The organism is Glutamicibacter mishrai, assembly GCF_012221945.1.
Classification (GTDB): Bacteria; Actinomycetota; Actinomycetes; order Actinomycetales; family Micrococcaceae; genus Glutamicibacter; species Glutamicibacter mishrai.
The window spans coordinates 881,609-902,695 of the sequence record NZ_CP032549.1 but is presented as its reverse complement, the minus strand read 5'-3'; the positions used below and the strand labels follow the sequence as shown (position 1 = coordinate 902,695).

19 protein-coding genes are annotated in these 21,087 nt (G+C 61.8%); 7 read left to right on the top strand and 12 right to left on the bottom strand.

Annotation, left to right across the window (positions count from 1 at the left end):
- Positions 1–5: 5 nt before the first annotated feature.
- The 5 genes from D3791_RS04310 to D3791_RS04290 form a co-directional block, all read right to left on the bottom strand.
- Positions 6–1,499: a gamma-aminobutyraldehyde dehydrogenase gene (locus D3791_RS04310; protein ID WP_172511375.1), complete on the bottom strand. Its 1,494-nt coding sequence runs from the start codon at positions 1,497–1,499 to the stop codon at positions 6–8.
- Positions 1,500–1,519: 20 nt separating this feature from the next.
- Positions 1,520–1,888 carry a cupin domain-containing protein gene (locus D3791_RS04305; protein WP_172511374.1) on the bottom strand — a complete coding sequence of 123 codons (369 nt, stop codon included), beginning with the start codon at positions 1,886–1,888 and terminating at the stop codon, positions 1,520–1,522.
- Positions 1,888–3,333: an NAD(P)/FAD-dependent oxidoreductase gene (locus D3791_RS04300; protein ID WP_172511373.1), complete on the bottom strand. Its 1,446-nt coding sequence runs from the start codon at positions 3,331–3,333 to the stop codon at positions 1,888–1,890. Before D3791_RS04300 ends, D3791_RS04305 begins: the two co-directional genes overlap by 1 nt.
- Before the next feature lie 214 nt (positions 3,334–3,547).
- Positions 3,548–3,748, bottom strand: coding sequence for a hypothetical protein (locus D3791_RS04295; RefSeq protein WP_157379051.1), 201 nt, complete (start codon positions 3,746–3,748; stop codon positions 3,548–3,550).
- Positions 3,749–3,944: 196 nt separating this feature from the next.
- Positions 3,945–5,867 (bottom strand): primary-amine oxidase, encoded by a 1,923-nt coding sequence (locus D3791_RS04290; RefSeq protein ID WP_172511372.1) that lies wholly within the window; start codon positions 5,865–5,867, stop codon positions 3,945–3,947.
- 123 nt (positions 5,868–5,990) lie between these two features.
- Here D3791_RS04290 and D3791_RS04285 point away from each other — a divergent pair, with 123 nt between their 5' ends.
- From D3791_RS04285 to D3791_RS04270, 4 genes are all read left to right on the top strand, one after another.
- Positions 5,991–6,578 (top strand): TetR/AcrR family transcriptional regulator, encoded by a 588-nt coding sequence (locus tag D3791_RS04285; protein ID WP_061954226.1) that lies wholly within the window; start codon positions 5,991–5,993, stop codon positions 6,576–6,578.
- 111 nt (positions 6,579–6,689) lie between these two features.
- Positions 6,690–7,613, top strand: coding sequence for an AraC-like ligand-binding domain-containing protein (locus D3791_RS04280; protein ID WP_172511371.1), 924 nt, complete (start codon positions 6,690–6,692; stop codon positions 7,611–7,613).
- A gap of 114 nt (positions 7,614–7,727) precedes the next feature.
- Positions 7,728–9,158 (top strand): APC family permease, encoded by a 1,431-nt coding sequence (locus D3791_RS04275; protein ID WP_172511370.1) that lies wholly within the window; start codon positions 7,728–7,730, stop codon positions 9,156–9,158.
- A 24-nt stretch (positions 9,159–9,182) separates the two neighbouring features.
- Complete coding sequence (locus D3791_RS04270) at positions 9,183–10,595, top strand: aldehyde dehydrogenase family protein (RefSeq protein ID WP_172511369.1); 1,413 nt, start codon at positions 9,183–9,185, stop codon at positions 10,593–10,595.
- A 69-nt stretch (positions 10,596–10,664) separates the two neighbouring features.
- On the opposite strand, the gene arr is transcribed toward D3791_RS04270, so the two are convergent.
- A complete protein-coding gene (arr, locus tag D3791_RS04265; RefSeq protein ID WP_172511368.1) occupies positions 10,665–11,075 on the bottom strand; it encodes an NAD(+)--rifampin ADP-ribosyltransferase in 411 nt (136 codons plus the stop codon).
- Positions 11,076–11,215: 140 nt separating this feature from the next.
- On the opposite strand from arr, the gene D3791_RS04260 reads away from it, so the two are divergent.
- Entirely contained in the window at positions 11,216–12,028 is an 813-nt protein-coding gene (locus tag D3791_RS04260) for a shikimate 5-dehydrogenase (RefSeq protein ID WP_172511367.1), read from the top strand.
- A gap of 92 nt (positions 12,029–12,120) precedes the next feature.
- Here D3791_RS04260 and D3791_RS04255 read toward each other — a convergent pair whose 3' ends face one another.
- The 6 genes from D3791_RS04255 to D3791_RS04230 form a co-directional block, all read right to left on the bottom strand.
- Complete coding sequence (locus D3791_RS04255) at positions 12,121–12,285, bottom strand: hypothetical protein (RefSeq protein ID WP_022874376.1); 165 nt, start codon at positions 12,283–12,285, stop codon at positions 12,121–12,123.
- Positions 12,286–12,350: 65 nt separating this feature from the next.
- The gene (locus D3791_RS04250; RefSeq protein WP_022874375.1) at positions 12,351–12,827 is read right to left on the bottom strand and encodes an HtaA domain-containing protein; all 477 of its coding nucleotides are present in this window, start codon (positions 12,825–12,827) and stop codon (positions 12,351–12,353) included.
- A gap of 64 nt (positions 12,828–12,891) precedes the next feature.
- Positions 12,892–13,359 (bottom strand): hypothetical protein, encoded by a 468-nt coding sequence (locus D3791_RS04245; protein WP_172511366.1) that lies wholly within the window; start codon positions 13,357–13,359, stop codon positions 12,892–12,894.
- 37 nt (positions 13,360–13,396) lie between these two features.
- Positions 13,397–14,758, bottom strand: a complete 1,362-nt coding sequence (locus D3791_RS04240; RefSeq protein ID WP_343034524.1) for an FAD-binding oxidoreductase — start codon at positions 14,756–14,758, stop codon at positions 13,397–13,399.
- 60 nt (positions 14,759–14,818) lie between these two features.
- Complete coding sequence (locus D3791_RS04235; protein ID WP_172511365.1) at positions 14,819–16,186, bottom strand: aspartate aminotransferase family protein; 1,368 nt, start codon at positions 16,184–16,186, stop codon at positions 14,819–14,821.
- A gap of 7 nt (positions 16,187–16,193) precedes the next feature.
- Positions 16,194–17,696, bottom strand: a complete 1,503-nt coding sequence (locus D3791_RS04230; protein ID WP_172511364.1) for a CoA-acylating methylmalonate-semialdehyde dehydrogenase — start codon at positions 17,694–17,696, stop codon at positions 16,194–16,196.
- A 117-nt stretch (positions 17,697–17,813) separates the two neighbouring features.
- On the opposite strand from D3791_RS04230, the gene D3791_RS04225 reads away from it, so the two are divergent.
- A complete protein-coding gene (locus tag D3791_RS04225; protein WP_172511363.1) occupies positions 17,814–19,340 on the top strand; it encodes a PucR family transcriptional regulator in 1,527 nt (508 codons plus the stop codon).
- Positions 19,341–19,402: 62 nt separating this feature from the next.
- Positions 19,403–21,082: an HNH endonuclease signature motif containing protein gene (locus tag D3791_RS04220; RefSeq protein ID WP_172511362.1), complete on the top strand. Its 1,680-nt coding sequence runs from the start codon at positions 19,403–19,405 to the stop codon at positions 21,080–21,082.
- Positions 21,083–21,087 lie beyond the last annotated feature (5 nt).

The window sequence follows — 21,087 nt, the reverse complement described above, 5'->3', positions numbered from 1 at the left end:
GCGATTTACGGTCGCTGTTTGAAAACAGTGTCCTGCCACTGTCGATGAGGCTGCGGATCATGGGAGATCATCACGTGCTTCACGTTCGTGTATTCATCGAAGGAATACTGGCTCATATCCTTGCCCATGCCTGAGGCCTTGTAACCGCCATGGGGCATATCGGAAACGATGAGGATGTGCTCATTGATCCACACGCAACCGGCCTGGATCTGGGCGCTGGCCCTCATCGCCCGGTCGACGTTCTTGGTCCAGGCGCTCGCCGCCAGCCCATAAGGCGTGTCATTGGCCAGCTCAATGGCCTGATCATCCGTTTCAAACGGCAATGCCACCAAGACCGGACCGAAAACCTCGTTCTGCACGATCTCGGAATCCTGGGCTGCCCCCACAATCAGCGTCGGCCGATAGTAGAAGCCGGCCCGCTGCTCGCGGCGTCCGCCAGCGAGCACTCGGGCCCCGTCCTGACGGGCCCGATCCACCATCGCAGATACCTTCTCCAGGTGCGCCTTGCTGATCAGCGAACCCATATCGGTCTGCGGATCGGCTGGATCACCGACAACCATGGCATCCATCAGCTGCGCCACACGGTTGGTGAACTTCTCGAAAACAGAAAAATGCACGTAGGCACGCGTCGCGGCTGTGCAGTCCTGGCCCGAATTGATCGTGGACCCGGCCACCGCGCCATGGGCCGCGGCCTCGATGTCCGCATCGTTGAAGACGACAAATGGCGCCTTGCCGCCCAGCTCCAGATGAACACGATTGCCACGCTCGGCGGCCATCGACATGATCTTTAGGCCTACCGGGGTCGACCCGGTGAACGAAGTCATCTTCACCAGCGGATGGCGCACCAAGGTGGTTCCGACCACCGGCCCATCGCCTGAAACCACATTGATGACCCCATCGGGCAGGCCCGCATCAGAGGCCGCCTTGGCAAAGAGCATCGAAGTGCCAGGGGTGAGCTCGCTGGGCTTGAGCACGATGGTATTGCCCGCGGCGATAGCAGGAAGAACCTTCCACGCGGCCATTTGCAGCGGATAATTCCAGGGGCTGATGGAGCCGATCACGCCGATGGCTTCGCGGCGGATCATGGAGGTGGTGTTCCCTGCATAATCACCGGCGGCCAGTCCCTGCAGGTTCCGGGCGGCGCCAGCGAAGAAGTTCACATTGTCGATCGTTCCGGGAATATCAAATTCCGTGGACATGCGGATGCTCTTGCCGGTTTGCGCGGTTTCCACTTCGGCAAGCTCATCGGCGTGCAACTGCAGTTCTCGGGCGAAAGCCAACAGATGGTCCGAACGCTCGCCAGGGGTCAACGCGGACCAGCTTGTGAAGGCGGCGGCTGCGGCCTTCATCGCTTGATCCACCTGTTCCGTGCTGGCAGTATCGACATCGAGCAGCGGTTCACCGGTGGCAGGGGAGACCCTTGGTATTTTCGGCCCCTGGCCCAGCACCTGCTGGCCATTGATGAATTGGTGCCCGAGCGATGGGTTGTAGAAGTCCATGATGATTCTCCTGCGGGAATTCAGAGGGTGAAGTAGATCTTGCGCAAGGTTTCGGCCACCGTCCAGCGGGTGCGCATTCCCGCGGTCAGCCGCAGGGACGTGCCAGCAGCCAGCGTGAAGTCCTGGGCCACGGTGCCGTCCTCGGCCAGGATCTGCAGCTGCCCGCGGCCCCGGAGCACGGCAAAGTATTCGTCGGCTTCGATGTCCTGCATGGCACCGGGCGACATTTCCCAAATGCCGATTTCAGCTTCGCCGAGGTTGCTGAGCTGTTGGAAGCCGGTGGTTGCCGGAACCTGGCCTTCGATGCGTTGCGCGGTGTTTATCGGATGATGGGTGATCGGAAGTTCCAGCAGCTCGTCGCTGGTGGGCTGGGAGGAGAAGCCGGTCATCAGGAATCGAACCCCATCCCGATCTTGTCCATGAGTTTCAAGAAGGCTGAGCGTTGGCCTTCGTTATGATCGGCCTTGACCAGATGATCTGTCATGATCTTGACGCCCAGCCATGCTGCGGGCTCGGGTGGGAAGGGGATGGGCTTGGTGCGTACCAATTCCAGTTCCGTCAGCTCGGTCTTCTCTCCAGAGAGCAGGTCCAGCATGACCTTCGCGCCGAATCTGCTGGCCCCGACACCCAGCCCGGTGAACCCGGCGCAGTAGGCGACCTTGCCGCCATGGGTGAGGTCGAAGAAGGAGAAGAACCGGGAACAGGTATCGATGGCCCCGCCCCAGGCATGCGAAAACTTCACGTCAGCTAGCTGCGGGAAGCTGCCGAAGAAGTGCGCGGCCAGCTTGTCGAAGGTGGCTTGGTTGCTGTCGTAGCTTGAACGGACTTTTCGGCCGAAATGGTACACGGCATCGTACCCGCCGTAGAGGATCCGGAAATTCCCGTCGGCGTCGATGGTGGGTCGCGAATAATGGAAGCGATTATTCATATCGGCCAGCCCGACCATCCGGTCCCAGCCGATGGCTGCGCGTTGCTCCTCGGTCAAGGGCTCGGTCATCAGAGCGTAGTCGTAGACCGGGACGATGCGCGCTCGGTGGCGCTTGAGCAGGGATGGGAACACGTTGGTTGCCAAGGCGACCCGGTCCGCGAGGATCTGCCCGTCGGCGGTGAGGATCTTGACCTTGCCGGCAGCATCGGAGATTTCCACTGCCTGGGTGTGCTCGTAGAATTCCACGCCCAGCTCCCGGCAAACCCGCGCAAGCTCCCACGCCAATTTGGCGGGATGCACCAATGCGGTGGACTTGTTGTCCAAGGCCCCGGCGAGGAAATCCGGTGAGTTGATGACCGTCTTGACTTGATGATCATCGAGGTAATCCACCCCGGAGGCTTCGGCCTCTTCGGCAGCCCAGGCCACTTGGTGGGCTTCGGTCGCGACGCTCAGGGCGCCTTCGCGGATGAAGTCGACGTCCATCGAGTACTTAAGGACGGCGGCTTCGAATTCATCGAGGTTCTGCGCGCCGAGTTCGGCGAGCAAGGCATTTTCCTTGGGGAGGTGGTTATCCCCGTTGGCCTCGCCGTGGACGAGGGATGCTTCGCAGAATCCGCCATTGCGACCGGACGCGGCCCAGCCGATGCGCTGGCCTTCGATGAGGACAACGTGTCGTTGCGGGTCGCGTTCCTTGGCCTGCAAGGCTGTCCACAAACCGGTATATCCGCCGCCGACGATCAGTAGTTCTGCGGTGATCGAACCGTGCAGCGAGGCATGGGGTTGCGGGCGATCTTCATTGTCCAGCCAGTAGCTGGTGTGCTTTGCGTTCTTCAATGATTCCGCGATCAGAGCCGAAGGGACTTCTGCTTCGTGGCGGTCAAAGGTGATTTGCTGCTGGGTGCTCATGGATGTTTTCCTGTGTCGATAGCCAAGTGGTCAGAGTGCTATCGAGCCAACGGAACAACCATGGGTCCTTGGGGTTTTGCGGTGAGCTGGGCACACAGGATGCCAGTTGAGAGCCAGGCGGCGATCAAGGCTTATCCCTCTTCTCAGCAAGAGACCCGAAAATTGAATGTAATTCATTACTTATCTAATCTTGAGGGTTTTCCCCTGTCAATAGCTAAGAGAAAAGGGATGATCTCTTGCTTTGAATATGACAAAGAATCGCCGCCCAGAACATCAAGGCGAATTCAGCACACGCCATGAGCAGCATGGGAAGTCCGTGCGCTGCTGAATGCCCGCCGGCGGTGTGGTGATGTTCGCCCAGCCAAGGCATGCCCAAAGCCATTACGACATGGAGCATGCCCATCACGGCACTCATGATCAGCAGCTTTTGCGCCGGGGCTCCGTGCCAAACGCCCCAAGCGCATTTGGCGCACCAGAGGGCCATGAGAAGCAAAACGAGCGTCCAACCCAAAGGATGTGCCGTGGCCACCAAGCTGAGGGCGTGTACGAAAGCCAATCCTAGGGCGGCCAAGCCGAGCACGCGATGTGCAGGGATCAGCCGCCGGGAAGCACTAGGCGTTATTGCCGCAGCAACCATCAGATGCCTTGGTTGAGCAGCAGCCATGCCGGGCCGGTGCCGGGACATCGAGTACCGGGGAACGGTCGAAGAATCCTTCGGGGCGAAGGGTGAAGCCCACGGTATCCACCGGCATCATCGGCCAGTCTTCGGTGCGCGGGAAGTGGGTCAGCGCAAAGGTGTGCCAGAGGCTGATCTGCTCGCCGTCGATATTCTTGTCGTCTTCGATCCATGAACCGATGCCATCGGCGCCAGGATTCTGGTTCACGAAGTCGCCGGTGGGGTAGCGGTGCGATGCATCGCGCTGCGTGACCCAGAGTGCCTTGGAAGCGAACTCGGCGCGGCGGTGGATCGAGGAGCCTTCCGCGGCCAACAAGGTCGGAAGTCCCTGGGACATGAGCTTGTAGCCCACCGGCTTGCCGAGGTAGTTCTTGGATTCGGGGTTGGTGACCACCCAAGTGCGACCGGCGGAAAGGTTGTTATCACGCACCGCTTGCTGCTCGGTGGCCAGGACTGTGTGGCTGCGGGTGAAGGCGTTGCCGCGCGGGTTGTCCTTGCTGATCGGCAGGCGCACGGCCTCTTCCTCGATGACTCGGCTAGGCCCGGAATCCAGAGCGAAGTCCAGCCGCGCCCCGAAGATGTGCTGATGGAATGGAGCGCCCAAGCCCGGCGCCATTTCGGAAGCGAAGCGATCGTCGAGCATGGCCGAGGTGAAGACGATGCCGGTGGCCTTCGCTTCGAATTCGATGGTGCCATCGAGGTAAAGGTACCAGTAGAAGCCGTAATCGTAGTTGCCCACGGTGGTGAAGAAGCTGATCACCAGGCGGCGGTTGCGCCGGGTGTACTTGACCCCGGACCAGTCATCGGCGTGCTTGGAGAGGATGGACGCGTCTTCCTCGTGCATGCAGATGCCGTTGGTGATGGTTTGCGCATTGCCGTCCGCGTCGGTGACGACGGGGGAGATGTAGTGGATTTCGCCCAGGCAGTCGCAACCGAGTTCAAGCGAGTTCGCGAGTCGGCCGATCAGGTATTCGCCGGTGTCGAAGTAGTTCTGCCAGCTGCGCACCGGTGACGGGTCGCCGTAGGGGACCACCATTTCGGCGATGGATGCCCGGTCCAGGATGCGGCGGTCAACGCCCTTGTCATTAAACGCGATGTTGTAGAGCACCAGGCCTTCGCGCATATCAAAGCCGATATCCAGCGACCACTTCTCCCACTGGACATGGTTGCCTGCATCGACGGTGAAGCTGGCTCCTTCAGGCTGGGTGATTTCAATCGGCTTCTGCGTGGTGCGCACCGGCCCGGTGAGCTCCGGGTCCGTGTAGTTGCCGTGGTTTTCGGGAACTGGAACGACCTGCAGATCAAGGAGGCGATCGACTTTCTGGGCGATGGTATCGATATAGACCACGAGCCCATCCACCGGGTGGGCCCAGGCGGAGTCCTCGGCGAAGTCCTGCCGGAAGGCCAAGCCGCGCAATATGCGCCGTCCCGACTCTTCCGGGTATTCATCCTCGTAGACGCCAGCGGACAGCGGGGCCACACGGACCTGCTCCGGGGCGAGGCCGCGCTTGGCCAGGGCTACTTTCCACTGGGGATCGGCGGCCAGGATGGACTCAACCATCTCGAATTCCTCTAGCAGCACCGGCATTTGGCCGACTTTGGATGGGGTGATGTCCAGTGCCGACACCACGCTTCGATTGCTGAGGTCCAACACGATATCTCGCGGAGAGTTGGTGAGCTTGTCCAAGAGCATGACGCGAACAAAGCGTCCTGGACGTGAAAGTTGCGGGTCTTCGAGGCCCAGGTAGGCCATGCGGGTGTTCTCGCCGAAGAGTTCATTCTCCACCAGGAGCTCTTTGGCCAAAGCGATTTCAGCTTCGGTGAGCAGGGTGAAATCAGTGGTCGCCGTGCTGGTCATGAGTCAGGCTCCTTATGGTGTGATCCACATCAATTATTATTCTATGAGTGTAGAGAATACGGAGCGGTGCACCATGGCGCAACCCTTTGAAGCGAAATAGATAAAAATCGATACTCTTGAGACATGCCGAAAATCGTTGATCATGACCAGCGCCGCCGAGAGATCGTAGAGGTCACCTGGCGATTCATTGCCAGGGAGGGCATTGAAAAGCTGAATCTGCGTGACTTGGCAGCCGCCGCGGGCTACGCCAATGGGGCATTGAAGCCCTATTTCCCGACGCGTGATGCGCTCTTGGCCGCGACATTCAATTTTGTTGCCGATGCGACGAACCAGCGAATCTACAAGAAGGCCAATGGCCTCCAAGGCCTGGAAGCGATCGAAGCCTTCGCCCGTGAGGTCCTCCCGCTTGATGAGCTCCGGCGCAACGAAGCTCGCATCGCCGTTCACTTCTGGCACCTCGCACTGGGCGATTCCAAGCTCGCGGACGTCAACGCGTCGACGATGGATCAATGGCGCACCATGCTCGATGGATGGTTGCAGCAGATCCTTGACGGCAGCGATGCCCGCACTCAAATGGCGCGGGACTCCATGATCAACTTCCTCATGGGCGCCCAAGCCAGCAGCGTCCTGGATGCAGAGGTCAACACGGCACTGAGGCTAGAACAGCAGTTGAAATACCAGCTGGATTTGCTCGCAGCCCTGAAGCGGTAGCAGATCCAAGGTTATTCTCGGCTTGCAGAAAAATAGTGACAATCCGCCCAGCCGAGCGTACCCTCAGGTGTGATGCCTCGCACTTTAGAAGCATCATGGGGGAGGGAACGCATGTATCAAATCCAGCACGTCGACTCATTTACCGCTTGGTCAAGACTCATCTCTGACGCCTTCGTTCAGCTGCGCAGCGAACAAGTCACCGGCGGCCACTTCGCCGCGTCCCTCGGGGTCAACATGCTGGGCGACATCGGGCTGATGCGCATCCACGCACGACCCCATGCCGTGCAACGAACCATGGACCTGACCAACAGCGGAGACGGTGAGTTCTACAAGGTCTCCTACCAGCTCGACGGCTATGGATTGCTGATACAGGACGGACGCGAAACTGTGCTATCGCCTGGGGACCTGGCTATCTACGACACCCAGCGCCCCTACACATTGGCCTTCGACAAGCCGGCAACCGTCGTCGTTGCGCTCATTCCGCATCAACAATTCAAGCTTTCAACCCAGCAAGTCGGTCAAGTCACTGCCTTGGCTCTCAAGGGCAATCATCCGCTCTCCGGCACCGTGGCTCCGCTCATGGAACACCTTGGCGCCAATCTCGCGCAATGGGACGAATACGGGGGATACCCCTTGGCGCGCAACACCGTGGACCTGCTGGCCACCGCGCTCGGCGGAGTCCTGGGAACAGAAAGCGCCGGCGACACAAAAGCCCGGCAACGCGAAAAGATCACCAGCTATATCGACGCCCACCTCGGCGATGCCGACTTGGGGCCAGCGCAAATAGCCGCGGCGCATTTCATTTCTGTGCGCAGCCTCCACGCCCTGTTCGAGCACCAGCCCCATAGTGTCGCGGCATTGATCCGGCATCGCCGCCTGACCGAGGCCTCGCGATTGCTGCGCGACCCGTTGCTCTCGTCACTCTCGGTCCAGGCCATTGGTGCGCGAGTCGGCATCTCCGACGCGGCGGGCTTCAGCCGCATGTTTTCCAAGGAATTCGGCTGTACTCCAGGCAAGTACCGCGCCGAGCAGTGAGATCTGGCGCACAGCTGTGCGCAGGGGGACAACGAGCCTGCACCCAATGACAATGCGAATCCGCCCGCAGCGTAGATCCTGAAGAGAGCACCATCTATTTCTCTGGGGGAACGAATGGCACTGGAACAACGCACGCTCACCGTGCCAGCTTTGGTGGTAATGATCATTGCCGCCAGCGCACCCTTGACCGCTGTTGCCGGCGGCGTCACCACCAACTATGCGGTGACCGGCATGAGCTCGGTACCGCTATCCTTCCTGCTCATCGGCGCGGTGCTCCTCATCTTCAGCATCGGCTACACCGCCATGAGCCGGCACATTCCCAACGCCGGAGCCTTCTACGCATATGTGGCCGAAGGGCTCGGTCGCATTGTGGGAGTCGGCGCGGCGATGGTGGCTTTGGTGAGCTATAACCTCATGCAAATCGGCATCTATGGGATGTTCGGATTCGCTGCTTCATCCTTTATCAACGCCACCTTCGATACGGCAATCCCCTGGTGGGTCACGGCCCTGGTCGCGTGGGCGGCCGTCGGATTCCTCGGCATGAACCGCGTGGATTTCTCCGTGAAGGTTCTCGGGATTATCGTTGCCGCCGAATTCCTGGTGGTCATCGTCTATAACATCATGGCCTTTGCCCTGGCCCCTCAGACCCCGCAACCCGAAGCCGCTTTCAACCTCTCCGATGCCCTGGCTCCGGGCATGGGCGCTGTCGTGGCATTCACCATCGCGGCGTTCATGGGCTTCGAATCCGGGACCATCTACAACGAAGAGGTCAAGGACCCGCAGCGTACCGCCCGACGCGCCACCATGATCGCGATCATCATCATCGCCTGCTTCTACGCCTTCTCCGCGTTCGCCGTCGCCGTCGGGGAAGGAGCGGACAACGTCATCGCAGCATCAGCCGAGAACGGCCCTGATCTGCTCTTCGTATTCTTCGCGGCCCACGCTCCCACCTGGTTCGTGGACCTGTCGAACATCCTGTTCATCACCAGCCTCTTCGCGGCATTGCTGGCATTCCACAACGTCATCGCCCGGTACTTCTACTCCATGGGACGCGGCGGCGCGCTGCCGAAATTCCTGGCCGTCACTTCCCGGAGAACTCACGCGCCCATCGCCGGATCAACGGCCCAGTCCCTGCTCGGACTGGTCGTGATTGTGGCCTTTGCCGTGGCATCGCGCGGGCAAGAGCCCATGTACATCGTGTTCACCATGTTCACGTGGATGACCAACTCCGCTGCTTTCGGACTGGTCCTGCTCATGGCCCTGACATCCTTCGCCGTCATTGGATATTTCGCTCGGCATTCAACGAATGACTCGCTGATCACCAGAGTGATCGCGCCATTAGTCTCGGGCATTGCATTGTTCTACGTATTCGCCCAGATCATCATCAACTTCGATATCTTGCTCGGCGTAGAGGACCCAGGCGTTCTGGGCTTCGTCCTTCAGGGCATCGTGATCGTCCCCGGATTGCTCGGATCTTTGGCCGCGGTCGTGGTCCGTCTCAGCCGGCGAGGAACCCAACCAGCATCAGAATTGTCCGTTTCATAAATCGCTGCACAAAGGAGTTGCACCATGGCATTCGCCAACGCCCAAGAAATGCTAGACGCCATCCAACCCGCAACCGGCGGAACCGAAATCCACGACCCAGCCACCGGAGAACTTGTGGGCCGCGTCGCCGAGCAAACCGCCGGGGACCTCGATGCGGCCGTGGCTTCGGCCAAGGCAGCACAACCAGGCTGGGACAAACTCGGCCACGAAGAACGCAAGCGCCTGCTCAACGCCGCAGCCGACAATATCGAAGCCAACGCCGAGGCCCTGGCCGAACTGCTCTCGCGTGAACAGGGCAAACCGCTGAACGGGCCCAACGCCCGATTCGAAGTGGGAGGTGCAGCCGCCTGGCTGCGGGCTGCCACCGCCTACGAAGTGGAACCCGAAGTCATCGTGGACGACGGCGAAACCTATGCGGCCAAGCACTATCGTGCCCTGGGCGTTGTCGGCGCGATCGGGCCGTGGAACTGGCCAATGATGATTTCCATCTGGCAGCTGGCCCCATCCCTGCGCATGGGCAACAGCGTTGTGATGAAGCCCAGCGAATACACTCCGCTTTCGGTCCTGGCCTTGGTGCACATCCTCAATGAGGTGCTGCCCGCCGATGTCCTGCATGTTGTCGCCGGAGGACGCGAGGTCGGCGAGAAGCTTTCCAGCCATCCGGACATCGCCAAGATCATGTTCACCGGTTCCACCCGGACAGGCAAGGCGATCATCCGATCTTCAGCCGATACGGTCAAACGGCTGACCATGGAACTGGGTGGCAACGACGCAGGCATTGTGCTGGAGGACGCCGACCCGAAAGCAATTGCCCAGGACCTGTTCTGGGGCGCGTTCATCAACACCGGCCAGACCTGCGCTGCGTTGAAGCGTCTCTACGTCCCCGAGGCGATCTACGACGAGGTGTGCACCGAACTCACCGCGGTAGCCAAGGCCATGCCGATGGGCAACGGCCTGGACGAAAACAATGTCTTGGGCCCGCTGCAGAACAAGGCCCAGTACGACATCGTTGCCGAACTGGTCGCAGACGCTGTTGACTCCGGCGCTACGGTACTACTCGGTGCGAATCCTGATGAGCAGGCGAAGGGATACTTCTATCCCACCACGCTCATCGCTGACATCGCTGCGGATAATCGTTTGGTGACCGAGGAGCAATTCGGGCCGGCGTTGCCGATCATCAAGGTCAAGAACAGCGCGGAAGCCATCGAACACGCCAACTCCCTGGAGGTAGGCCTCGGTGCTTCGGTCTGGAGCAGCGACCGGGCCAAGGCCTTGGAAGTCGCCGCGCAGATCGAGTCCGGGACCGTGTGGATCAACTCCCACGGCACCATCGATCCGCGCATTCCATTCGGCGGTGCCAAGCAATCGGGCTACGGCCTGGAATTCGGCATTGACGGGCTGAAGTCCTTGGCCCAGCCGCAGATCATCAAGGGCTAAGAGCCCACGAAATCGGCGGTGTCCACGGCCCCTGTCCGGGGCCTTGGACACCGCCGATTCCCATTTGGCCTAATTGATGAGTTCGCCTTTCGGGCTAGCGGTGATGGCCGCGATGCGGTCTCTCCAGCCTTGCAGCTCCTGGGCCGAAAGCCGCTTCCAATCATGTACTTCACGGACAACCCTGAGCGGACTGGCGCTGCGGTACGACCGGGTGGGATTGCCCGGGAACTTCTTGTCAGTGACATTGGGATCATCTTCGAAATCGCCCGTCGGCTCCACTTCATAAACATGAGGCGTGCCATCCAGCGCCGCAATTTCAGCGGCTAATCCCGCACCGTCTGGCAAGGCCGTGAAATAGATATGGTTCATGATGACTTCGGGGCGATAGTTCGAGGAAAATCCTGCGGATAACAAATCGCCGGGGCCCAACGCCGCTTTGGTGCCGTGATAGAAGGGTCCTGCTTCCAAATCCTTGCTCATGGAACCTGAGCTTATCGAAAGGGCCAAGACAGCAAAAGGGGTGCTCGTCACGATGTCATCGAGCGAGCATGTGAACAATTTCGAGAACACGGACACGTATATTGGGTGGTGAACTGCGAACAAGCTTTGGAGAAATACTCGTGCCCATCTTGAATAAAGACATGTCCCTGTGCATCTCGCTGTCGGGGCGCCCATCAAATATCGGGACCCGCTTCCACAACTACCTATATGAAGAACTCGGGCTGAACTTCATCTACAAGGCCTTCTCCACCGAGGACCTGGCCGGAGCAATTGCCGGTGTTCGTGCCTTGGGCATTCGCGGATGCTCGGTCTCCATGCCCTTCAAGGAAGACGTGATGAAGCTGGTTGATGAGATCGAACCTTCGGCCGCCGCTATCGACTCGGTCAACACTATCGTGAACACCGATGGGCACCTCGTGGCCTCCAATACCGATTTCGAAGCCATTGCCACGTTGATCAAGCGCCACGAATTGAACGTGGAGCACAGCGTCCTGGTTCGCGGATCCGGGGGCATGGCCAAGGCCGTAGTCGCTGCATTCCGTGATGCAGGATTTGAAAACCTGACCGTGCTCGCCCGCAATGAGAAGGCCGGCAAAGAACTGGCCCAGAAGTATGGCTACGAGTTTGTTGTCTCCGATCCAGCCCCTGGCCACCAGATCCTGGTGAACGTCACTCCTCTGGGCATGGATGGAGCGCAGGCTGAGGTGCAGTCATTCTCTGACGCGCACATCGCTGCTGCCGAAGCCGTTTTCGACGTTGTCGCTTTCCCAAGCCAGACCCCGCTGGTCATTGCCGCCCAGAAGGCAGGCAAGCCGGTGATCACCGGTGCTGAAGTCATCGCTTTGCAGGCCGCAGCCCAGTTCGAGAAGTACACCGGGCACTCGTTGAGCGATGAGCAAGTGGCGCGCGCTTCGGAGTTCTCGCGCCAATAGCAGCGTATCGGCGTGATTCTTCTCCGTCATCAAACAAGTGATGCCAGCACCATTAATTTGGTGCTGGCATCACTTACTTAAGTTTCGAACGGCTACTCGTCGTTCGCCTCGTGCTCTTCATCTGATTCGAGCTCAAAGGAAGTCGACTTCCGCGCGTGGGCAATGAAGATGATCGTGAAGGTCAGACCCACGACAAAGAGCACCGGAATGATATAGAAAACGATGATTTCGAACGCGTTAGGTATCAGCGGGTTCATGCGCGAATCATTCCTCTCATATACGTGCAAGCTTCCATGCTGCCGGCTGCAACAGCGGGAGCTGGCTAGCCGCGAAGAACTACTTCAAGGTCTTCGAGCTGCTGGCCTGCCGGGTACTGTCCGTTGAACAACTGCGAACCGGATTCGGTGAGCACCGCCGAGAAGCGGGTCTTGACCAAGCCGAAGGCCCGCGAGACGGCAGTTTCGGTTAGCTCGGCGATGGCAACACGGCCAGTGGCGGTACCAATGGTCAGCGTGATGGTCTCATCGTGGTTTTCCACGCGCGGTTCGATCAGGTCGAGCTTCATCATGCCGCCGTGCCCGGAGAATGAAACCTGGCCATTGAACCAGACCTCGTTATCGGGAACATCAGCAGCCGGGGATGCCGGGAAGACCAGCGAGTTGCCCGCCTGCCAAACACCATTGCTCGCTTCAATGCGTCCATCAGCGAGGGAAGAAATATAACCCACGAACGAGGCCTTCAGACCCCATTCCAGATGCGGCTGGAACGGATCGCCAACTGGCGCACCATTTCCCATCATTATTGTTGTCCTCCCACAAGCTAACGGCAGTAAATACTCTGTTGATCAGTATTTCATAACTGAGCTAACTACTGGTGTCCGGGTTCACTGGAAGCTGATCATTACGCGACGCTTCATTGATCACCGGCCGATAGCCATCCTCCAGCGAAATGGTGGCCGGTTCATAGCTTGAGCCATCGGGCAGCGAAATGTTCGCCACCGCCGAGGAGCCAGTCCAGAAGTGGATGTCCAACTCGGTAGGGGAGAACTCGCGTTCGATATTGGCCTGCAGATTATCCATGGCCCGGCCGTAGCCGCCGGACCCGGCAACCAGACAGACCACCAGCAACACCGCAGCCAGGGCAGACATGATCAGCTCGGTTCGGATGGACGAGCGCAAGGAATATGTTTGTTCGCCATCCCTCAGGGTCGAAAACTTCCGCCGGCGGATCAGCCCATGGATGAGCATGGGGATGCAGAGCAGGAAAAAGATGACTGCGACGCCCAGCAACATGAGGGGAGTACCAAAATCCACTTTCAGAAACCCATCCATGTACTTACCCTACCCAAGCCAGTACTGCATGGATAGGCTAGATCGCTTTTCCGGGGTTCAAGATGCCCTGTGGGTCAAACACCGCACGGAGCCGACGCTGCAGTTGCAAAGAGGTTTCGCCAACTTCCTCCGGCAACCAATCCTGCTTGAGCAGGCCGATACCGTGTTCTCCGGTCAACGTTCCGCCAAGCTCCTTGGCCAGATAGAACATATCGGCCAAGGCGGCCTTGGGGCTGCCGGTAGTAATGGACTGCCCCTCGGGCACGACGATGATGGGGTGCAGGTTCCCATCGGCGGCGTGCGCGATGATAAAAATCGAAACACCGCGTTCAGCTTCGATCCGTTGCAATCCCGCTATGGCTTCGGCCAGCCGATTGCGTGGCACACCGATATCGCAGATGGAGACAGTGCCGAGCTTTTCCATGCTCGGGATCGCCTGGCGTCGTGCTTCGACCAGGGCCTCGGCATGCTGCGGATCTTGGGCCAGTTCGCTGTGTGCGGCCAGCGGTTCTATGGCATCCTGTAAAGCCTGCATCTCCAAGTGGGCGCCGTAGCCATCGGTTTGAGCCAGCAGCAGTGCCCCGCCTCGGCTGTGGTGGTCGGTGCCCAGCGCCGAATCCACGGCGCTCAGGGTTTTGCCATCCATCAGCTCCAGCACCGAAGGGGTCAGCCCGGCCGCGATCACAGCCGAAGCAGCCGATGCCGCGGCGGCCTCATCCGGAAAATAGGAGACAAGGGTTGCGGTGTGTTTTGGCTTGGGCCGCAACCTGAGCGTGGCCTCGACGACGATGCCCAAGGTCCCCTCGGAACCGATCATCAGCGCATTCATGTCGTATCCGGCCACGCCCTTGATGGTGCGCCGCCCGGTGCGCAGCAATTGACCATCAGGCAGGACCACCAGCAGGCTGAGCACCGATTCGCGGGTCACCCCGTACTTGGCGCACCACATGCCACCGGCATTGGTGGCGATATTGCCGCCGATGGAACAGATGGCGGTGCTGGCCGGATCCGGCGCGTAGAACAGCCCGTGCTCGCCGGCAGCATGGTTGACGGCCGCATTGATGACTCCGGGCTGGACCACCGCGATGCCTTGCACCGGGTCCAGCGAGAGGATCTGGTTCATTGCCGACAAATCCAGCACCACCTCGCCAGCCTGCGCGCAGGAACCTGCGGCCAGCCCGGTACCGGCCCCGCGCGGGACGATTTTCACTCCATGTTCGGAAGCCAGCTTCATCGTGAGCACTACATCATCGATGTCCTGCGCGAAAACCACGCCGTCGGCAAAGCTTTGCGGGATGAACCCCGAACGATCCACGCTGGCCCGGGCCCGATCATCCGGATCTGTTGAAGCCCGTGGGTGGGCGGCCAGCAGCTGTTCGCTGGTTGGTGAAGTCATCATTGTCCTCCCGCAAAAAAGAAAACTGGCAGGATGGCTTGCGCCACCCTGCCAGCATGGTTGTTATTCGACGAAGCTATCTGCCACGATCAGCGCCTGCTCGAGGCGATCCAACGCTTCGATGAGCACCTCGTCCTCGATATTCATCGCCGGAACCACGTGCAGCCGGTTGAAGTTGGCGAACGGCAGCAGGCCAGCCTTCTTCGCCGCGCCGATCACCTGGTTCATCTGAGGGCTGCTGCCACCATAGGCGGCCAGCGGCTCACGGGTTTCCCGGTTCTTCACCAGCTCGATCGCCCAGAACACCCCGGTGCCGCGCACCTCGCCCACCGATGGATGGTCAGCGGCGAACTGTGCCAGACGCGGGCCGATGATTTCCTCGCCGAGGCGCTTGGCATTCTCCACCATGCCCTCATCCTCCATCGCGGTGATGGTGGCGACCGTAGCGGCACAGGCCAGCGGATGGCCCGAGTAGGTCAGCCCGCCAGGGTATGCGTTCTCGCGGAAGGTCTCGAAGATCTCCGGGCTGATGGCCACGCCGCCCAGTGGCACATAACCGGAGTTCACGCCCTTGGCAAAGGTCATCAGATCCGGCACCACATCAAAGTGGTTCACCGCGAACCATTCACCGCTGCGCCCGAAACCGGCCATCACCTCGTCGGCGATGTATACGATGCCGTGCTTCTTGGTCAGCTCGCGAACACCCTGGAGGTATCCGGGAGGCGGCAGGTAGATCCCGGCGGTACCCGGAATGGATTCCAAGATGATCGCGGCGATGGTGCCGGGGCCTTCCAGCAGGATCGTATCTTCCAGGTGCTTCAGCGCCCGCTGGGTCTCCTCTTCTGGCGTGGTGGAGTTGAAGTAGGAGCGGTACGGGTAGGCGGGGAAGAAATGCACGACCCCGTCGCTGGCATGATCCGAAGCGAAGCGCCGCGGATCACCGGTGATATTCACCGCCAGGTGGGTGCCGCCATGGTAGGAACGGTAGGCCGATAGCACCTTGTGCTTGCCGGTGTGCACCCGGGCCATGCGCACCGCATGCTCCACCGCATCCGCGCCGCCATTGGTGAAGAAGATCTTGTTCAACTCGCCCGGGGTGTGCTTGGCGACCAGCCGCGCCGCCTCGGAGCGTGCCTCGTTCACATGCTGCGGGGCGATCGTGGCGATCTTGCCGGCCTGCTCCTGGATGGCGGCGATGACCTTGGGATGCTGGTGGCCGATATTGGTGTTCACCAGCTGGCTGGAGAGGTCAATGAGCTTGTTGCCCTCGCCGTCCCACACATAGGATCCCTCGGTCTTCAGGATGGTCATCGGGGTGAAGGGCCCCTGCGCCTGCCAGGAATGGAACACATGTTCCCGATCCAGCTCGTAGGCGCGCTTGCCGGCGGCGATCTGCTCGCCGGTGATTTCTTCGGTCAACTGCTCGCTCATGATGCTCCTAGTCGTTCTGCGGGAAGCCGAGATTGATGCCACCGTGGCTGGGATCCAGCCAGCGCTTGGTGACCACCTTGTTGCGGGTGAAGAACTTGAAGCCCTCCGGGCCGTAGGCGTGCTGGTCGCCGAACAGCGAGGCCTTCCAGCCGCCGAAGGAGTGGTAGCCCACTGGCACCGGGATCGGCACGTTGACGCCGACCATGCCCACCTGGATCTCGTCCTCGAAGCGGCGGGCAGCGCCGCCGTCGTTGGTGAAGATCGCGGTGCCATTGCCGTACGGCGACGCGTTGATCATCTCGATGCCCTCGTTGAAGGATTTGACGCGGACCACCGAAAGCACCGGGCCGAAGATCTCATCGGTGTAGATGGACATGTCGGTGCCGACCTTGTCGAAGAGGGTCGGATGCAGGAAGAAGCCTTCGCCCTCGGCGTCCACGGTGCCGGTGCGGCCATCAACCACCAGATCGGCTCCGGCGGCGATGCCGGCATCAATGTAGCCGGCGACCTTGGCCTTGTGCTCGCCGGTGATCAGCGGGCCCATATCGCAGCCGCGGGTGCCATCGCCCACGCGCAGCGTCTTGGCGCGCTCGGCGATCTTGGCCACCAGCTCATCGGCGATCGATTCCAGCGCGACCACCACGGAGATCGCCATGCAGCGCTCGCCGGCCGCGCCGAACCCGGCGTTCACGGCCATGTCGGCAGCCAGATCCAGGTCGGCATCCGGGAGCACCAGCATGTGGTTCTTCGCTCCGCCGAAGGCCTGGACGCGCTTGCCGTGGGCGGTGCCGGTGGAGTACACGTATTGGGCGATCGGGGTGGATCCCACGAAGGAGACCGAGCTGACGCGCGGATCGGTCAGCAGGGTGTCCACCGATTCCTTGTCGCCGTGCACCACATTCAGCACGCCTTCTGGCAGCCCGGCTTCGGCGAAGAGCTGGGCGAGCCAGATCGCTGCGGTCGGGTCCTTCTCCGATGGCTTGAGCACCACCGCGTTGCCGGAGGCGATGGCCACCGGGAAGAACCACAGTGGCACCATGGCTGGGAAGTTGAACGGCGAGATGATCGCGGAGACGCCGACCGGCTGGCGCAGCGACTGCACGTCTACGCCGGTGGAGGCGTTCTGCGAGTATTCGCCTTTGAGCAGGTAGGGGGCGTTGCAGCACAGTTCCACGACTTCCAGGCCGCGGGCGACTTCGCCCAGCGCATCGTCGAGCACCTTGCCGTGCTCCGCGGTGATGATGGCTGCCAACTCGCCCTTGCGTTCGGCCAGCAGCTGGCGGAAGTTGAACATGATGGCGGTGCGGCGGGCCAGCGAGGTGTCGCGCCACTTCGGGAAGGCTTCGGCGGCGGCGGCGATGGCCAGCTCGGTGGTGGCCTTGGAGGCCAGCTGCACGGTGCGGGCGACTTCACCGGTGGCGGGGTTGTAGATCTTGCCGGTGCGCTCATCAGCCGAGTAGGCGGCGTTGTTGATCCAGTGCTGCAGGGTGTCGGTCAGCGTGGTGCTCATCGCGGGTGTTCCTTTCACGGTCCTTCATCGGGCTTTCCTTCATCATGGGCCATTGCGGTGACCTGGAACACCGGCACTATGTCATGATTTAAGCAAGATCGATGACGGAGTGTAAAAATGCTGACGGTAAATGAGGTGCTCCAGCTGCCCGTGGTGCAGGCCGGCGACCCGCAGGTGCTCTGCGCCGAAGGGCTTGAGGCCGAACTGCGCTGGGTGCACGTGACCGAATCCAGCGAGAACACCGAGCTGCTGCTGGGCCGGGAACTGGTGCTGACCACCCTGCGCAATGTGCACGATGTCCCCGGGTTCATCACCGCCCTGCGCACCGCCGGCGCCTCCGGGGTGATCATCGAGGACACCACCGGCAGCGTGCCCGAGGTCCAAGACCTGGGCCTGCCGGTGATCGTGCTGCGCCGGCGCACCCGCTTTGTGGCGATCACCGAGGTCATCCACCAGCTGCTGGTGGCCCAGCAGCTTGAAGCCGTGCAATTCTCGCGCACCGTGCACGAAATCTACACCGAGCTCTCGCTGACCGAAGCCGACGAAGCCCATATCGTCGCGCGGACCGCCGGATTATTGTCCGCCCCGGTGGTGCTCGAAGATGTCCGCCACCGCGTGCTCGCCCACGCCGACGCGCACCTGGAAAACTGGATCAACCGCTCCAAATTTGTCGGCTATTTGGAGCACACCGGACGTGCCACCGGGGCGGAGAACTGGCTGCAGACCCCGGTGGGAGCCGCCCGCCGGCGTTGGGGCCGGCTGATCGTCCCGGCCGAGTTGGCGGACGATGACCGGGCCGCGCTGATCCTCGAACGCGCAGGCCAGGCGCTGACCATCGCCCGGCTCTCCGGGCGCGACGAACGCGAACTGCTCTACCAGACCCGCACCGCCACCCTGCACGAACTGGCCGCCGGGCACAGCTACAGCGAAAAAGAGCTCGCCATCCGCACCCAGGCCCTGGGCCTGGCCCCGGCGCCCTACTATGTCCCGGTGGTCATCTCCACCTCCGCCGCCGCCAGCGCCACCGAAACCCAGCTGGCCGACCGCGCGCTTCTGGAGGAGCTCGATCAGCTCGCCGACTCGTTGCACCTGGGCATCCTCGCCGGCCTGCTCAAACCCGGCTACCTCTCGCTGCTGCTGCCGGTGCGCGCCCGCGAACTGGTGGACGCCACCTTGCAGGGCTTCACCCGGCGCCTGGCCGAACAGCTCACCGCGCCGGTTGCCATCGGCGTGGGCCCCGAAGGGCCCCTGGGTGCCGCGATCACCGGGCTGGAACAGGCCGCGCAGGTCGCGGAGATCGTCCCGAATCTGCCCACCCGCGCCCGGCCCTATTACCGCTTTGCCGACCTGCGCCTGCGCGGGGTGCTCTCGGCGATGGGCAGCGACGCCCGGATGCGCGCCTTCGCCCACGCGGAGCTCGCCTCGCTGCTCAACCCCGTCGATGAAGCATCCCTTGACCTGCTCGAACTCTACCTCGCACACAGCGGCAACAAGTCCGCGCTGGCCAAGGCCGGCTACCTTTCGCGCCCCACCCTGTACGCCCGGCTGGCCAAGCTCGAAGCCAAGCTGGGAGTGGTGCTGGACTCCGCCGAATCCCGCGCCAGCCTGCAGGTTGCGCTGCTCTGGTACCGCATGCACGGCTAGTGTTATCCACAGTTCGATCCCGGCGCCCCGCCACCCTGCGCACCACCGTGCACGCTGGGTCCATGAGCACAGCAACCGCCCAAGCCTTGGCCGATCTGGCCGCCGCGAGCGAACTTCTCGCCGCGGCTACTGCTGCGCTCCGCGACCCGGAGCTCTCCGCCGGCCACGCCGTCTGCTTCGGCCTGCTGCTCGAATCGCTGGGTGCCGGGCATTCCCGCGCGCAGATCGAGGCCGCCCATGCCCTGCGCCGCACCGGCGCCCACAAGCTCGACCAGCCCTCCCTGCACGCTGTCGCCCAGGCTGCCGCCGATCCCACCATGGACAATCTCGCCGCCGCCGAAGGCCAGACCACCGCAGGGCGCACCGCCTTCCGCTCCGCCCGTTCCTTCATGCAGGACTGGCTGGATATCCCGCGCAACACCGCCCACGACCGGCTCATCCAGGCCGACTGCCTGATCGGCGGGGTGGACGAGTCCGGCCACCCTACCGAGCCCTGGCTCGAAGATCTGGCTCAGGACTTCGCCGATTCCGCCTTCGATCCGCGCCTTATCGCCGCCACCGCGCTGAAGCTGCATTCCACCCGCAAGGACCTGCCGGAGGGCGCGGGCGGTGCCGAACAAAAGCAGCAACTGCAATCCGACGCCCGCAAGCTGATCCACAGCGAACCGAAATCCGCGCGCAAGCACATCGCCAGCATGGTCGCCCAAGTCAAAGCCGGCAAACGCCCGCTCAAAGCGCTGCTGGACGAGGTTGGCCTGTTCCGCCGGGGCACGCGCCGCGGGCTGATCGAATACATCCTGCGCGTTCTTCCTTCCCAAGCCGCGGCGATCGAGGCCCACTTTGCCAGCACCGGCAACCCGGCCACGCAGGCCGGGGATCGCCAGGGGCTGCAGGAAGCCGAGGCTGAATTCACCGGCGATCCGGGCGAGGGCTGGGACGATGAAGCCACCAAGCCCGACTGGGCCCGCGAGGACGGCACCGACCCGCCTGATCCTGGCGCAGAGCCCGACACGGAACCCGACACTGAACCCGATGCCGCCGGTACTGCCGCCGAACCAGCACCAGCATGGGAAGACCTGAAACCCGAACGGCGCCGGCTGATCGGCCTGATGGCACTGCTGCTCAAAGACCACCGCGCGAATAACGGAGCGGATTCCAACCGCGCTGGCCTGGCCACCGCCCAAGTGAGCATCATTCTGGACTACGAGAAAATGCTCAGCGGCGCGCCGCGCTATGCCGCCAGCTCCTCGGGCCTGGGCTTCTCGCCGGGCGAACTGCGCGCCGCCATGTGCAACGCCGGAATCTATCCGGTCATCCTCAACGGCCGATCCCTGCCACTTGACCTGGGCCGAACCCAGCGCCTATTCACCAAGGCGCAGGGCCGGGCGATCCGCGCCGCCTACCGCGGGTGCGCCTACCCGGGCTGCGCCATGCCCGTGGAACGCTGCGAACTGGACCATCTTGACGCGTGGGAGAAGGGCGGATGCACCGACATCCATTCGGCGTCCCTGTGCTGCCCGGTCCATCACGTTGAACGCCACTGCGGGCTTTTCCATGCGGTGAAGATCCCGGGATGCCGACCCATGGTCTTGCTACCGCCGGATCTGGACCCGGATCAGCAATTGCGGATCAACACCTATTTCATGACGCCCGAAGAGGCCTTGGCCGCCGAGGATCTGGCGCAGCGGATGACCGCGCAATGGCGTGCGGGGCGGCTTGATGTCGAAATCGTCGAGCCCTGAGGGCA

Excerpts from the sequence above, each read along its gene's own strand:
- D3791_RS04255 (WP_022874376.1), bottom strand. The coding sequence starts at position 12,285 with ATGAACCCGCTGATACCTAACGCGTTCGAAATCATCGTTTTCTATATC.
- D3791_RS04225 (WP_172511363.1), top strand. The coding sequence starts at position 17,814 with ATGCTGACGGTAAATGAGGTGCTCCAGCTGCCCGTGGTGCAGGCCGGC.
- D3791_RS04240 (WP_343034524.1), bottom strand. The coding sequence starts at position 14,758 with ATGATGACTTCACCAACCAGCGAACAGCTGCTGGCCGCCCACCCACGG.
- D3791_RS04230 (WP_172511364.1), bottom strand. The coding sequence starts at position 17,696 with ATGAGCACCACGCTGACCGACACCCTGCAGCACTGGATCAACAACGCC.
- D3791_RS04290 (WP_172511372.1), bottom strand. The coding sequence starts at position 5,867 with ATGACCAGCACGGCGACCACTGATTTCACCCTGCTCACCGAAGCTGAA.
- D3791_RS04310 (WP_172511375.1), bottom strand. The coding sequence starts at position 1,499 with ATGGACTTCTACAACCCATCGCTCGGGCACCAATTCATCAATGGCCAG.
- D3791_RS04305 (WP_172511374.1), bottom strand. The coding sequence starts at position 1,888 with ATGACCGGCTTCTCCTCCCAGCCCACCAGCGACGAGCTGCTGGAACTT.
- D3791_RS04285 (WP_061954226.1), top strand. The coding sequence starts at position 5,991 with ATGCCGAAAATCGTTGATCATGACCAGCGCCGCCGAGAGATCGTAGAG.
- D3791_RS04300 (WP_172511373.1), bottom strand. The coding sequence starts at position 3,333 with ATGAGCACCCAGCAGCAAATCACCTTTGACCGCCACGAAGCAGAAGTC.
- D3791_RS04275 (WP_172511370.1), top strand. The coding sequence starts at position 7,728 with ATGGCACTGGAACAACGCACGCTCACCGTGCCAGCTTTGGTGGTAATG.
- D3791_RS04270 (WP_172511369.1), top strand. The coding sequence starts at position 9,183 with ATGGCATTCGCCAACGCCCAAGAAATGCTAGACGCCATCCAACCCGCA.
- D3791_RS04245 (WP_172511366.1), bottom strand. The coding sequence starts at position 13,359 with ATGGATGGGTTTCTGAAAGTGGATTTTGGTACTCCCCTCATGTTGCTG.
- D3791_RS04295 (WP_157379051.1), bottom strand. The coding sequence starts at position 3,748 with ATGAGTGCCGTGATGGGCATGCTCCATGTCGTAATGGCTTTGGGCATG.
- D3791_RS04235 (WP_172511365.1), bottom strand. The coding sequence starts at position 16,186 with ATGAGCGAGCAGTTGACCGAAGAAATCACCGGCGAGCAGATCGCCGCC.
- arr (WP_172511368.1), bottom strand. The coding sequence starts at position 11,075 with ATGAGCAAGGATTTGGAAGCAGGACCCTTCTATCACGGCACCAAAGCG.
- D3791_RS04280 (WP_172511371.1), top strand. The coding sequence starts at position 6,690 with ATGTATCAAATCCAGCACGTCGACTCATTTACCGCTTGGTCAAGACTC.
- D3791_RS04220 (WP_172511362.1), top strand. The coding sequence starts at position 19,403 with ATGAGCACAGCAACCGCCCAAGCCTTGGCCGATCTGGCCGCCGCGAGC.
- D3791_RS04250 (WP_022874375.1), bottom strand. The coding sequence starts at position 12,827 with ATGATGGGAAATGGTGCGCCAGTTGGCGATCCGTTCCAGCCGCATCTG.